Consider the following 12,157-nt stretch of genomic DNA (forward strand, 5'->3'; position numbering starts at 1 on the left):
ACGGCGGTATTGATCAGGCCTGCCGAACTCTTGTCGCAGCCTGCGCCTGGGCGTCGCGAGCGGCCTTGCGCAGGGCGGCCGGGGTCTGGTTGCGCGCCTTCTTCAAGGCGTGGGTCAGGGCACTCTGATCGGCGTAGCCGACCCGCTGGGCGATCTCGCTGATGGGCAGCAGGGTACGGCCGAGCAGGTCGATGGCGCGGTCCAGGCGCAGGGTCGAAATGTAGGCGAAAGGCGTGCTGTGCATGTCCCGCTCGAACAGCAGGTACAGGCTGCGCTCGCTGACCCCCGCGGCCTGGGCGATGGCGCGGGCGCTCAGCGGGCTGCCCAGGTGCTGCTCGATGTAGGTCAGGGCCCGCACCAGCGTCTGGCGTTGCGGCGCGCTTGGCGTCGGGCGGGCCAGGCAGGCCAGCAGCAGGGCGCTCCAGGCGCTGGCGACCGGGCTGGAGGAGCTGAGCAACGCGCCGCTGTGGCTGGCATAGCCGAGCAGGTGGCGGATCTGCGGGTCGATGGCGAAGAAGCGGCTATCGGCCAGAGGCGCCTCGTTGCCGGGGCTATCCAGGTCGAGCACCAGAAAGGTGTTACGGCGCTCGGCCAGGAAGCTATGCCGGGCTCCCGGCGCAATCACCACGCCCTGGCTGGCATCGACCTTGCCGCCACGGCCGTCCACCTCGATTTCCATCGCCCCCGACTGCGGCAGCACGATCTGCGGAAAATCGTGATGGTGCAGCTCGACCTGCCCGGAATACGAACGCATCGCCAGGGCGACAGTGGGTTGGGCTGGAGTGTTCATGGCGCTGCTCCGCGGATGGCTGCCCCGCATCATGCCTGAAAATACGGGCGCTGTAGGAGCGGCCGGTCGGTGCAGGGTGGTTTGGGAAAAGGGGGCGGCTCATCTGTGGTGGTGACTGATATGCCGCTATCGCGAGCCAGCTTCGCTCCTACAGAGGCAGGCTGCAAAAGGCCGGGGCAGGGCGCTATCAAGGCTTGGGCCGGTTCGCTGAAACGTCTAAGCTGGGCCACCGTTCCAGCCTTCCGGATGCCCGCGTGAAATTCACTCTCCCCAAAGTCGGTACCGCCCCCTTTTGCCCGCCGGAAGTCGCCGGCACCATCGTCGTCGATCCCAAGGCACCACTGTTCAAGCGCATCCTGCGCTTCGCCGGCCCCGGCCTGCTGATTTCCATCGGCTACATGGACCCGGGCAACTGGGCCACCGCCATCGAGGCCGGTTCGCGCTATGGCTACAACCTGCTGTTCGTGGTGCTGCTGGCGAGCCTTGCGGGCATGGCCGTGCAGTGCCTGTGTTCGCGCCTGGGCATCGCCACCGGGCGCGACCTGGCGCAGCTTTGCCGGCAACGCTACAGCACCCGCACGGCGCGCACCCAGTGGCTGCTGGCGGAGGTGTCGATCATCGCCACCGACCTGGCCGAGGTCCTGGGGTGCGCCCTGGCGTTCCACCTGTTGCTCGGCGTTTCGCTGACCACCGGGATTGTCATCACCGCCTTCGACACCCTGTTGATTCTCGCCCTGCAGAACCGCGGCTTCCGCCGCCTGGAGGCGATCATGCTGGTGCTGGTGGGCACCATCGGCCTGTGCTTTTTCGTCGAGTTGCTGTTGATCAAGCCCTACTGGCCGGACGTGGCGCGGGGCTTCACGCCGTCGCTGGCGGCAATCAGTGAAGCCGCGCCGCTGTACCTGGCGATCGGCATCCTCGGCGCCACCGTGATGCCGCATAACCTGTACCTGCACACCTCCATCGTGCAGACCCGCCTGGTGGGCCGGGACGAGGCCAGCCGGCGGGATGCGATCAAGCTGGCGCGCATCGATACCATCGGCTCCCTGGCCCTGGCGCTGCTGGTCAACGCGGCGATCCTGATCCTCGCCGCCGCGGCCTTCCACGGCACCGGGCACACCGAGGTGGTGGAGTTGCAGGACGCCTATCACCTGCTCGATCCGCTGGTGGGCGGGGCGCTGGCCAGCGTGCTGTTCGGCGTGGCCTTGCTGGCCTCGGGGCAGAGCTCGACCTTCACCGGCACCATCGCCGGCCAGGTGATCATGGAGGGCTACCTGAACCTGCGCCTGCCGTGCTGGCAGAGGCGCCTGATCACCCGCGGCCTGGCGCTGGTGCCGGCGTTCGTCGGCGTGTGGCTGATGGGCGACGGCGCGGTCGGCCAACTGCTGGTGCTGAGCCAGGTGGTGCTCAGCCTGCAACTGCCGTTCGCCCTCTACCCGCTGATCCGCATGACCAGCGACCCGCGGTTGATGGGCGTGTTCGTCAACCGCTGGCCGACCCGCATCCTCGCCTGGAGCCTGTTCGCCGTTATCAGCGGCGCCAATGCCTGGCTGATTGCGCAGTTGGTGGTGTGAGCCGAAGGATTGGCCGGCCCGCTCCTGCTTCTGTAGGAGCGAAGCTTGCTCGCGATGGACCGCGCAGCGGTCCTCAAACCCAGGCTGACCGGCCCAAGCTTCAATCCAACGCCTGGGCGGCGAACCGCGCCACCAGGGCATCCTCCCCGGACTTGACCCCGGACACCCCGACCGCGCCGATCACCTGGCCGTCGAACACCACGGGCACGCCGCCTTCCAGCGAGGTCAGCAGGGGCGCGGAGAGAAACGCGGTGCGCCCGCCATTGACCATCTCTTCATAACCCTTGGACTCGCGTCGGCCGAGGGCCGCGGTGCGGGCTTTTTCCATGGCGATGTAGGCGCTGACCGGCGCGCAGCCGTCCAGGCGTTCGAGGGCCAGCGGATGGCCGCCGTCGTCGACGATGGCGATGCTCACCGCCCATTGGTTGCGCTCGGCCTCGTCCCGCGCGGCGATCAGAATGCGCTGGACTTCGCGCTGACCCAGTACGGCTTTGCTGTGCATGGCGTGCTCCTTTCAGGGCGTAGCTGATTGATGGGAAGCATTCAGGGGCGGCAGGGCGGCCTCGACCAGCTCGATCCAGTGCCGCACCGGGGTGCGCCCGGCGCCGTCGAGGTGGGTCTGGCAGCCGATATTGGCGGTGGCTATGACCTCGGGCCGGCCGCTTTCCAGGGCATTGAGCTTGTTGTCGCGCAGTTGCCGCGCCAGCTCGGGCTGGGTCAGCGAGTAGGTGCCCGCCGAACCGCAGCACAGGTGGCTGTCGGGCACCTCGGTGAGTTCGAAACCCAGGCGCTTGAGCACTGCCTCCACCGCGCCGCCGAGTTTCTGCGCGTGCTGCAGGCTGCACGGGCAGTGGAAGGCCAGGCGCTGGTCGCTGTGGGCGTGCAACTGTTCCAGCGGTTCGTCGCGCAGCACTTCCACCAGGTCCCTGGCCAGGGCGCTGACCCGCTCGGCGCGGGCGGCATAACGCGGGTCGTGGGCCAGCAGGTGGCCGTAATCCTTGATAAAGGCGCCGCAGCCGCTGGCGGTCTGCACCAGGGCTTCGGCGCCGTTTTCCAGGTGCGGCCACCAGGCGTCGATATTGCGCCGGGCCCGCTCCAGGCCGGCCTCCTGGGCGTCCAGGTGGTAATCCACGGCGCCACAGCAGCCGGCTTCGCTCACGGCTTGCACGGCGATGCCCAGGCGGTCGAGGACTCGCGCCGTCGCCGCATTGGTGTTGGGTGACAGGCTCGCCTGCACGCAGCCTTCCAGCAGCAAGACACGCCGCACGTGGGCCGTGGTCGGACGCGCCTTGGCCGGCGGCACCTGGCGCGGCAGCTTGCCTTGCACGGTCTCGGGCAGCCACGGACGCAAGGTGGCGCCGGTGCCGAGCAGTGCCTTGAACAGCGCCGGGTTCGGCGCCAGGGCACGCAGGCCCTGGCGCAGCAGGCGCTGGCCGAGGGGCCGGGGCACGGCGGCATCGACCACGGCGCGGCCGATGTCCAGCAGGTTGTGGTAATCCACCCCGGACGGGCAGGTGGTTTCGCAGTTGCGGCACGACAGGCAGCGGTCCAGGTGCAGCTGGGTCTTGGCCGTGGCCTCGTGACCTTCCAGCACCTGCTTGATCAGGTAGATGCGCCCCCGCGGTCCGTCCAGCTCATCGCCCAGCAACTGATAGGTGGGGCAGGTGGCGTTGCAGAAACCGCAGTGCACACAGGTGCGCAGGATGCTCTCGGCCTCCGCGGCGCGGGGCAGCTGGCGCGCTTGTTCGCTCAAGGTGGTTTGCATGCTTGGGGTCTGCGTTCAGAGCTCGGCGTAGAGCCGGCCGGGGTTGAAGATCCCTTGCGGGTCCAGTTGCGCCTTGAGCTGGCGGTGGTAGCGCAGCAGCACCGCCGGCAGCGGCTGGAACGGGCTGTCCACCAGGCCGTGGCTGTAGCAGGTGGCATGGCCGCCGACGCGCTCCACCAGGCTGCGGATGCGCTCCGCGGGCGCCGCGGATTTCAACCAGCGCTGGGCGCCGGCCCAATCTATTAACTGCTGGCCGGGCAGCTCCAGGGGCCCCGTATTGTTGGGCAGCGACAGGCGCCACAGCGGCAGGCCTTCGTCGAAGAATGCCAGGCGTTGTTCGTTGAGGTTGGCCCAGTAATCGGCCGCCAACGGCTCGCCACCCAGGCGGTCGCGGGCCGCGGCCACCGAGCCTTCGCCGCCCTCCAGGCGCAGGTGCAGGCGCTGGCCGTCATGGCTGGCGGCGCTGATGGGCAGCGGTTGCTGGCCCCAGTCGGCGAGCCGGGCCAGGGCCTTGGCGCTGTCCATTTCCAGGCTCAGGCTGAGGCACTGGCGCGGTTTGGGCAGGACCTTGAGTGACACCTCGGTGAGCACCCCAAGGCAACCGTAACTGCCCACCAGCAAGCGCGAGAGGTCGTAGCCGGCGACGTTTTTCATCACCTCGCCGCCAAAGCGCAGAAGCTTGCCGGTGCCGGTGATCACCCGGCTGCCGAGGACGAAGTCGCGCACCGAGCCGGCCCAGGGCCGCCGCGGGCCGGACAAACCGGTGGCGACCATGCCGCCGACGGTGGCGCCGTCGCCGAAGGCCGGCGGTTCGCAGGCCAGCATTTGCCCGGCGGCGTCCAGCGTGGCCAGCAGTTCCGCAAGCGGCGTGCCGGCGCGGACGGTCACCACCAGCTCGGTGGGGTCGTAGCTGACGATGCCGCGATGGGCGCGGGTGTCGAGCACTTCTCCAGCGCTCATCCGCCCGAGAAAGGCCTTGCTGTTGCCGCCCTGGATCAGCAGCGGGGTATTGCCGGCCAGCGCCTGCCCGACCTGTTCCAGCAGTTCGCCGCTGGCGTCGTTATCCGCGTGTGCCGTCATCAGAAACGCTCCAGCTCGGGGAAGGGCAATTGCCCGGCGTGCACATGCATGGCGCCGAATTCGGCGCAGCGGTGCAGGGTCGGGATGTTCTTGCCGGGGTTGAGCAGGCCACCGGGGTCGAAGGCCGCCTTGACCGCGTGGAACAGGGTCAACTCGTCGCTGTTGAACTGGGCGCACATCTGGTTGATTTTCTCCCGGCCGACCCCGTGTTCGCCGGTGATGCTGCCGCCGACCGCCACGCACAGCTCGAGGATCCTGCCGCCCAGGGCTTCGGCGCGGTCCAGTTCGCCGGGCTGGTTGGCGTCGAACAGGATCAACGGGTGCATGTTGCCGTCGCCGGCATGAAACACATTGGCCACCCGCAGCTGGTATTCGGCGGCCAGCGCGGCGATGGCCTTGAGCACCCCCGGCAGTGCGCGGCGCGGAATGGTGCCGTCCATGCAGTAATAGTCCGGCGACAGCCGGCCCACCGCCGGGAAGGCGTTCTTGCGCCCGGCCCAGAAACGCACCCGTTCGGCTTCGTCGCGGGCCTGGCGGACCTCGGTGGCGCCGGCCCGTTCGAGCACCGCGCGGACCCGGTCGCAGTCGTCGTGGACATCGGCTTCGACACCGTCCAGCTCGCACAGCAGGATGGCCTCGGCGTCCACCGGGTAACCGGCGTGAATGAAGTCCTCGGCGGCGCGGAGCGCCAGGTTGTCCATCATTTCCAGGCCGCCGGGGATGATGCCGGCGGCGATGATATCGGCCACCGCGCGGCCGGCTTTTTCCACCGAGTCGAAGGCCGCCAGCAGCACCTTGGCCAGTTGCGGCTTGGGCAGCAGCTTGACCGTGACTTCGGTGATGATCCCGAGCAGGCCTTCGGAGCCGGTGAACAGCGCCAGCAGGTCGAAGCCCGGCGCGTCCAGGGCGTCGCTGCCCAGGGTCAGGCGTTCGCCTTCGACGCTGAGGATCTCCACCTTGAGCAGGTTGTGCACGGTCAGGCCGTATTTCAGGCAGTGCACGCCGCCGGCGTTTTCCGCGACGTTGCCGCCGATCGAGCAGGCGATCTGCGAGGACGGGTCGGGGGCGTAGTACAGGCCGAACGGCGCGGCGGCCTGGGAGATCGCCAGGTTGCGCACCCCGGGCTGGACCCGCGCGCTGCGGGCGGCGGGGTCGATATGCAGGATCTGGTTGAAGCGCGCCATCACCAGCAGCACGCCTTGTTCCAGGGGCAGGGCGCCACCGGAGAGGCCGGTGCCGGCACCGCGGGCGACCACCGGCACGCGCCGTTCATGGCAGATCCGCAGCAGTTCCTGCACCTGCTCGATATGCCGCGGCAGGGCCACCAGCATCGGCGTGGTGCGATAGGCCGAGAGGCCGTCGCATTCGTAGGGCTTGAGGTCTTCCGTCTGGTGCAGCAGGTCGAGGTCGGGCAGGCGCTGGTGCAGCGCTTGGAGCAATGCCGCTTTATCGACGCTGGGCAGCGCGCCGTCGACGCGTTCGTCGTAGAGGATATTCATGGGTGGCTGACGACCCTGAGTTGTTTTTATTAGGCGGCCGGCAGGGGCAGGCCGCTCAGTTGCATCATTGGCCCGGCTGGCCTTACTGTCCACGGGGCCGAACGCTGGTCGAACCAGTTTGTTTTGTCGTCGATGCCGGGTTTTTTATAAAAAGCCAGGTATATCAGCAGGATGGCCTGGCGGTCCGTTTGATCGGGTTTTTTCTTCACAGCTGGTCATACCAGTGGAGGGCGCATGCACAGGAGCGATTCGGGCCGGCACCAGGTGGCGGATGTGGTGTGTGAACGCATCGAGCGCCTGATCGTCGACGGCGTACTCAAGACCGGCCAACTGCTGCCCTCGGAGCGGCGCCTCACGGAAAAACTCGGCGTATCGCGCACGGCGTTGCGCGAGGGCCTGAAGCTGCTGCGGGCGCGGGGTATCATCGAAACCGAACAGGGCAAGGGCTCGTTTGTCGCCCAACTGTCGGGGCAGGGCGCGACCTCGGCGCTGATGCATCTGTTCAGCTCCCAGCCGCGCACCCTCTACGACCTGTTCGAAGTGCGCAGCCTGCTGGAAGGCGAGTCGGCGCGGCTGGCGGCGTTGCGCGGCACCGAGGCCGATTTTGTGCTGATCGGCCGTGCTTACCAGGCGCTGCTGGACGCCCACGACCAGGCCCTTGATGCCTCGACCCACGCGCGCCTGGATCACGCTTTCCACCTGGCGATCTGCGAGGCTTCGCACAACCCGGTGCTGGTGCAGACCCTGCGCTCGCTGACCGACCTGCTGCTCAATTCGGTGTTCGCCTCGGTCAACAACCTCTACCACCGCCAGGCGCAGAAGCGCCAGATCGACCGCCAGCACGCGCGGCTCTACAACGCCGTCACCGGACGCCTGCCGGAGCAGGCGCGCAAGGCCGCCATCGCGCATATCCAGGGCCTCTGCGACAACCTGCGGGAGATCGAAAACGAAGAGCAGCGCCTGGTGCGGGCGACCTTGCGCCTGGAAGGCTGGAACTGAAGCCGCCGCGACCAGGGGCCAATGGCGGCGATGGGCAGTTACTACACTGCTAGAGACGCGGCAACATCCGCGTCGTCGACGACCACCACCAAGGAGTCACCTTATGTCCAATGAGACTTGTGCCTGTCCGGGCTGCACCTGCAAGGTCGGCGCCCATGCCATCGTGCGTCACGGCAAGCACTACTGCTGCCAGGCCTGCGCCAGCCACCACGCCAACGGCGAACCCTGCGCCTCCACCGAAGGCTGCGATTGCGCCAAGGGCGCGCATCACTGACGTGCTGCAACAGTGGCGGGGCGAAAAAAACAGTGGAGCCTGTCGTGGCTCCACTTTCAATTGCGCAGGTGCAGGTACCGGTTTCGCTGGCAAGGCGGCTGGCCGGCGGCTTTGGCAGCGCACGCCGCAAGGCATCGACCTCGCTTGGCTCAGGTCGACGGTCGCCAGGTGACGTTTTCGATACCGAATTTTTCCGCCAGGGGCTTGCTGGTCTTTTTCACCCGTTCCAGGCCAAAGCGGCCGATGCGGCCGACACCGGCGTCGCAGCTTGCCCAGTGCCACGCCTCGGCGTTGTCCATCTTCTCCGAGCGGATGATGAAGGACTTGGGGGTGCCGTGCAGGGTGTATTCGATGACGAAAAGTTTTGCGTTGTTCATAAAGCTATCAATCCTCCCTGTGATGGTTTAGTGACCCGCGCGGGCAGGGAAAAATTCACTCGGATTGTCGAGCAAGGGTATCAGCGGTCGGGCAGTGGTCGGGCAGTGGTCGGGCAAGCATTCGAACGGCTTATTGCCTGTCGCTGCGGCGCCCGTTCGGATGCTTTCTCGCGGTTTTCCAGGCGGATCGGCGGGGTTACCATGGCCCCCCCCTTGCTTGACGACGATGCCCGGCCATGGCCCTTGCCGCACCTCCCGACCTCAGCGACACCGACGTACCGGTGCAACCCCTGGCGCGCACCTATCCGCGTGGCCTGTTCATCGAGCCCCACGAACACGCCTGGGGGCAGCTGCTGTACGCCATGAGCGGGGTGATGTGGGTCGAGACGCCGAACGAGGCGCTGGTGGTGCCGCCGCAACGGGCGGTGTGGCTGCCGCCGGGCGTGCCCCACGGGATCCGTGTGGTCACCGACCTGCAGATGCGCAATATCTATCTGCGCCCGTGCCTGGCGGCGACCCTCGACAGCCAGGTGCAGGTGTTGCAGGTGGACAACCTGCTGCGCGAGCTGATCGTGCGCCTGGTGGAGCATGACGGCGCGCCGCAGCCGGAGTACTACGACGCGCTGGTGGGCCTGGCCCTGCTGGAGCTCAAGCGCGCCCGGCGCTCGCAGCTGAAGATCGTCCTGCCGGACAGTTCCGACCGGCGCCTGATCAGCCTCTGCCAGGCGGTGATGGCCGCGCCTTCCCTGGACATTCCCTTCGAACGCCACGCCGAGGCGGCGGGCGCCAGCGTGCGCACCCTGGCGCGGCTGTTCAAGGACAGTTTGGGCATGGGCTTCGCCGAGTGGCGCCGCCAGGTGCAGCTGGCCACGGCCGCCGCCGAGCTGATCCAGGGCGTGCCGGTCGGCACCATCGCCCGTGAGCTGGGGTATTCCCCCGGCAGCTTCAGCGACATGTTCCGCCGCGAGCTGGGGCTGGCCCCGTCGCAATACGCGGCCGGGGAAGCCAGCACCTGAGTGCCTGTCATCCCTGTAGCCGCTGCCGAGCTCTGCGAGGCTGCGACCGGGCCACCGCGTTTATCCAGACCCACTGCATTCTCAGGCTTTGCGCCTGCTGCGCAGTCGATCGCAGCCTCGCGCGGCTCGGCAGCGGCTACGGGGCTTTGCGTACAGGCATCCATTGTGTGTGGGCGCTGCAATCCCGTAGGAGCGAAGCTTGCTCGCGATGAACGATAACGCGGTATGCCAGACATTCCACGTCGGGGCCATCGCAGCCAGGCTTCGCTCTTACTCGTTCATACCCACAGATTGGCCGAAATCCTGAAGTGCTTGGCCGGTTGCCCGGTTCGGCGTTCCCTAGACTCCCGGCATGCCCAATCGTCGCCGCTCTGGCGCGGCGCACTGCCTGGAGTTCGTCATGCATTACCTCATCTCCCTGGCCATCGGCCTCGGCGTCGGATTGCTCTACGGCGCCTTGAATTTTCGCTCGCCGGCGCCGCCGGCCATCGCCCTGGTCGGGCTGCTCGGCATGCTCGCCGGCGAACAGCTGTGGCCCATGGGTCGGCAGCTGGTGAGCAACTGGTTGTCCTGAGGCCTTTCGATTCTTTTATGTATTCCTGTTTATGGAGGTGCTTATGCACGCCCTGCAATTTTCCAAGACCGGCGATCTCTCGTCGCTGCACTACGTCGAGGTGCCGACCCCGGTGCCGGCCGCCGATCAGGTACTGGTGCGGATCAAGGCTGCGGGCCTCAACCCCAGCGATGTGAAAAATGTGCTCGGGCGTTTTCCCTACACCACCTTGCCGCGCATTCCCGGGCGGGACTTTGCCGGAGTGGTGGTGGACGGGCCGCAGGAGTGGGTGGGACAGGAGGTCTGGGGCACCGGCAAGGAGCTGGGGTTCTACGCGGACGGCTCCCATGCCCAGTACGTGGCGCTGTCGGCCAAGGGCGTGGCGCACAAGCCGGCGCAGCTGAGCTTCGCCCAGGCCGCCAGCCTGGGCGTGCCTTACACCACCGCCTGGGATGCCCTGGAACGCAGCGGGGTAAGCGCCGGCACCACGTTGCTGGTGATTGGCGGTGGGGCGGTGGGCAGCGCCGCTCTGGCCCTGGCGAAGGTTCGCGGGGCCAGGGTGCTGGCCGCCGCGCGGCGCCCGGAACAGGTCAAGGCCTTGCAGGCGCAAGGGTTCCAGACCTTGCAACTGGACCAGCCGGAAGACCTCGGGGCGCAGGTCAACGAGGTGTTCGCCGGCGGCGCCGAGGTGATCTTCGACACCACCGGTTTCTGGCTGCCGGCCTCGGTCGCGGCCCTGGCGCCGTTCGGCCGGATCGCCATCATCGCCGCGCCGGTGGACGGTCATGTGCAACTGCCGGCCCTGGGCCTGTATCGCAAGGGCGGTTCGGTGGTCGGGATCAACTCGTTGCTGTACGGCGTGCAGGCCTGTGCGGCCATGCTCGAGCAGTTCGGCCGGTTCTTCGATGAGGGGCTGTTGCCATTGCCGCAGGGGCTGTTCGAATCGCCGCTGGCGCAGGGCGTCGAGCGTTATCACGAGGTGAACAAGGGCAGCGGCGAGAAGGTGATTCTGCTGCCGTAAGGGTGGCCAACCTGCCTGAATCGGCAGGCTGGCACGGCTTTATGTAGCCGCTGCCGAAGGCTGCGATAGGTCCGCAGGACCTCGGCAATCGCAAGATCGCCACGCCCCTTCGGGTCGATCGCAGCCTGCGGCAGCGGCTACAGGTTGGTTTACGCCCCCGGCACGCCTTTCTCCCACGCCGACCAGTTCTTCAGGATGTCCTGCACCAGCGGGTTGCCGGTGCGATAGAGGTTTTCCAGGGCCGGGACAAAACCGCCCTGGTCGGCGTACTTGAGCAGGTTGTCGACCTCGCTGCCGCCCGGCTCGGGGCGGTCGAAGTCGGAGCCGGCGCGGACCACCGCCAACCGCTGCACGTCCACCCGGCCTTCGCGGCTGGCGCGCAGCAGGGCCTCGTAGGTCGAGTTGTCTTCCTGCTGGGTGGTGCAGTACTCGCCCTTGTTGTCGGTCAGCAGGCGGGTCCAGACCTCGGCCCGCTCGCTCAGGCGCGTGCCGGAGAACCAGGTATTGCCCGCCAGGGTGTCGCACTGGGTCACCACCGGCGGCTGGTTGGCCGGGGCCGCCGGGTACTTGAGGCGCCAGGCCGCCGATTCCTTGCTTTCGCTCAGGCTTACCCGACGCGACAGGGCGAAGGCCTTGGCCTGGAGTTTCGGGTTGAGTTCGAAGACTTCGGTCTTGTAGTCCAACGGCGGTTTCTCGTTCGGGCCTTTGGTATTGATGCCCAGGTAGCCGGTCGGCCAGTCCTTGGGCGCGTCCCGCGAATCCAGTTCCCACTGGGTACCGAATTCCACCAGGTAATGCGCCCAGGCGGTGGTGCCGATGGTCCCGTGTTTAGGGCTGATGCCGGCGATCCCGGCGACCAGGAAGTAGCTTTTGCGCAGGTCGAATTTCGGCGACAGCGCCAGTGCCAGGGTCGAGGCCGCGGCGTTGGTCTGGCCCATGCCGGTGACCAGCAGGCAGACGTCCCTGGTATTGCAACGGATCGCCGGGTACTCCGCTGACAGGCCGGGTACGCGCACTTCCTGCTTCAGCTCCAGGCGCTCGATCCAGTGCTGGGCCTCGGGGGCGAACATGGTGATCAGCATCACCTTGGGTTTGATCGGGGTCGCCGGGGCCTCGGCGGCCCAGGCCGTCGAAGCGAGCAGGGCGCCGCAGGCCAGGCCCACGGAAAGGGAAAGACGGGTCATCGCGTGCATGAAAGCCTCCATTGCT

The 12,157-nt window shown here is 67.5% G+C and carries 14 protein-coding genes; 6 read left to right on the top strand and 8 right to left on the bottom strand.

Features of this window, described 5'->3' with window-relative positions; translation table 11 throughout:
- Positions 1–13 precede the first annotated feature (13 nt).
- The gene (locus AC07VU_RS26435) at positions 14–790 is read right to left on the bottom strand and encodes an AraC family transcriptional regulator (RefSeq protein WP_150050081.1); all 777 of its coding nucleotides are present in this window, start codon (positions 788–790) and stop codon (positions 14–16) included.
- 254 nt (positions 791–1,044) lie between these two features.
- Here AC07VU_RS26435 and AC07VU_RS26440 point away from each other — a divergent pair, with 254 nt between their 5' ends.
- Positions 1,045–2,364 (top strand): Nramp family divalent metal transporter, encoded by a 1,320-nt coding sequence (locus tag AC07VU_RS26440; RefSeq protein ID WP_053260490.1) that lies wholly within the window; start codon positions 1,045–1,047, stop codon positions 2,362–2,364.
- A 100-nt stretch (positions 2,365–2,464) separates the two neighbouring features.
- Here AC07VU_RS26440 and AC07VU_RS26445 read toward each other — a convergent pair whose 3' ends face one another.
- The 5 genes from AC07VU_RS26445 to AC07VU_RS26465 are packed head-to-tail and all read right to left on the bottom strand — an operon-like array spanning position 2,465 to position 6,917.
- A complete protein-coding gene (locus tag AC07VU_RS26445; protein ID WP_053260491.1) occupies positions 2,465–2,866 on the bottom strand; it encodes a heme-binding protein in 402 nt (133 codons plus the stop codon).
- Positions 2,867–2,878: 12 nt separating this feature from the next.
- On the bottom strand, positions 2,879–4,129 hold the full coding sequence (glcF, locus tag AC07VU_RS26450) for a glycolate oxidase subunit GlcF (RefSeq protein ID WP_495030781.1): 1,251 nt from the start codon (positions 4,127–4,129) through the stop codon (positions 2,879–2,881).
- A gap of 15 nt (positions 4,130–4,144) precedes the next feature.
- On the bottom strand, positions 4,145–5,209 hold the full coding sequence (gene glcE, locus AC07VU_RS26455) for a glycolate oxidase subunit GlcE (protein ID WP_274306308.1): 1,065 nt from the start codon (positions 5,207–5,209) through the stop codon (positions 4,145–4,147).
- Positions 5,209–6,708 (bottom strand): glycolate oxidase subunit GlcD, encoded by a 1,500-nt coding sequence (gene glcD / locus AC07VU_RS26460; protein ID WP_495030782.1) that lies wholly within the window; start codon positions 6,706–6,708, stop codon positions 5,209–5,211. The genes glcE and glcD overlap by 1 nt, the downstream gene beginning before the upstream one ends.
- Positions 6,709–6,737: 29 nt before the next feature.
- Positions 6,738–6,917, bottom strand: coding sequence for a hypothetical protein (locus tag AC07VU_RS26465; RefSeq protein ID WP_053260495.1), 180 nt, complete (start codon positions 6,915–6,917; stop codon positions 6,738–6,740).
- Between the two features lie 25 nt (positions 6,918–6,942).
- On the opposite strand from AC07VU_RS26465, the gene glcC reads away from it, so the two are divergent.
- A complete protein-coding gene (gene glcC, locus AC07VU_RS26470; protein ID WP_277588353.1) occupies positions 6,943–7,707 on the top strand; it encodes a transcriptional regulator GlcC in 765 nt (254 codons plus the stop codon).
- A 103-nt stretch (positions 7,708–7,810) separates the two neighbouring features.
- Complete coding sequence (locus AC07VU_RS26475; protein WP_007930741.1) at positions 7,811–7,981, top strand: metallothionein; 171 nt, start codon at positions 7,811–7,813, stop codon at positions 7,979–7,981.
- Positions 7,982–8,130: 149 nt separating this feature from the next.
- Here AC07VU_RS26475 and AC07VU_RS26480 read toward each other — a convergent pair whose 3' ends face one another.
- Positions 8,131–8,358: a DUF6555 family protein gene (locus AC07VU_RS26480; RefSeq protein WP_007930743.1), complete on the bottom strand. Its 228-nt coding sequence runs from the start codon at positions 8,356–8,358 to the stop codon at positions 8,131–8,133.
- Between the two features lie 236 nt (positions 8,359–8,594).
- Here AC07VU_RS26480 and AC07VU_RS26485 point away from each other — a divergent pair, with 236 nt between their 5' ends.
- The 3 genes from AC07VU_RS26485 (at position 8,595) to AC07VU_RS26495 (ending at position 10,948) form a co-directional block, all read left to right on the top strand.
- Positions 8,595–9,374: an AraC family transcriptional regulator gene (locus AC07VU_RS26485; protein WP_495030783.1), complete on the top strand. Its 780-nt coding sequence runs from the start codon at positions 8,595–8,597 to the stop codon at positions 9,372–9,374.
- 400 nt (positions 9,375–9,774) lie between these two features.
- Positions 9,775–9,948 carry a DUF1427 family protein gene (locus AC07VU_RS26490; RefSeq protein ID WP_007930748.1) on the top strand — a complete coding sequence of 58 codons (174 nt, stop codon included), beginning with the start codon at positions 9,775–9,777 and terminating at the stop codon, positions 9,946–9,948.
- Positions 9,949–9,991: 43 nt separating this feature from the next.
- On the top strand, positions 9,992–10,948 hold the full coding sequence (locus AC07VU_RS26495) for a quinone oxidoreductase family protein (protein ID WP_495030784.1): 957 nt from the start codon (positions 9,992–9,994) through the stop codon (positions 10,946–10,948).
- A 149-nt stretch (positions 10,949–11,097) separates the two neighbouring features.
- Here the strand turns inward: AC07VU_RS26495 and AC07VU_RS26500 are convergent, their stop codons facing one another.
- Positions 11,098–12,141 carry a purine-nucleoside phosphorylase gene (locus tag AC07VU_RS26500; RefSeq protein ID WP_277588356.1) on the bottom strand — a complete coding sequence of 348 codons (1,044 nt, stop codon included), beginning with the start codon at positions 12,139–12,141 and terminating at the stop codon, positions 11,098–11,100.
- Positions 12,142–12,157 lie beyond the last annotated feature (16 nt).

The sequence above is a fragment of the Pseudomonas sp. GW821-FHT02B10 genome (genome assembly GCF_059421865.1).

Bases quoted from the DNA above. Each gene is read 5' to 3' on its own strand.
- AC07VU_RS26435 (WP_150050081.1), bottom strand. From the start codon at position 790: ATGAACACTCCAGCCCAACCCACTGTCGCCCTGGCGATGCGTTCGTAT.
- AC07VU_RS26445 (WP_053260491.1), bottom strand. From the start codon at position 2,866: ATGCACAGCAAAGCCGTACTGGGTCAGCGCGAAGTCCAGCGCATTCTG.
- glcF (WP_495030781.1), bottom strand. From the start codon at position 4,129: ATGCAAACCACCTTGAGCGAACAAGCGCGCCAGCTGCCCCGCGCCGCG.
- glcE (WP_274306308.1), bottom strand. From the start codon at position 5,209: ATGACGGCACACGCGGATAACGACGCCAGCGGCGAACTGCTGGAACAG.
- glcD (WP_495030782.1), bottom strand. From the start codon at position 6,708: ATGAATATCCTCTACGACGAACGCGTCGACGGCGCGCTGCCCAGCGTC.
- glcC (WP_277588353.1), top strand. From the start codon at position 6,943: ATGCACAGGAGCGATTCGGGCCGGCACCAGGTGGCGGATGTGGTGTGT.
- AC07VU_RS26475 (WP_007930741.1), top strand. From the start codon at position 7,811: ATGTCCAATGAGACTTGTGCCTGTCCGGGCTGCACCTGCAAGGTCGGC.
- AC07VU_RS26480 (WP_007930743.1), bottom strand. From the start codon at position 8,358: ATGAACAACGCAAAACTTTTCGTCATCGAATACACCCTGCACGGCACC.
- AC07VU_RS26485 (WP_495030783.1), top strand. From the start codon at position 8,595: ATGGCCCTTGCCGCACCTCCCGACCTCAGCGACACCGACGTACCGGTG.
- AC07VU_RS26490 (WP_007930748.1), top strand. From the start codon at position 9,775: ATGCATTACCTCATCTCCCTGGCCATCGGCCTCGGCGTCGGATTGCTC.
- AC07VU_RS26495 (WP_495030784.1), top strand. From the start codon at position 9,992: ATGCACGCCCTGCAATTTTCCAAGACCGGCGATCTCTCGTCGCTGCAC.
- AC07VU_RS26500 (WP_277588356.1), bottom strand. From the start codon at position 12,141: ATGCACGCGATGACCCGTCTTTCCCTTTCCGTGGGCCTGGCCTGCGGC.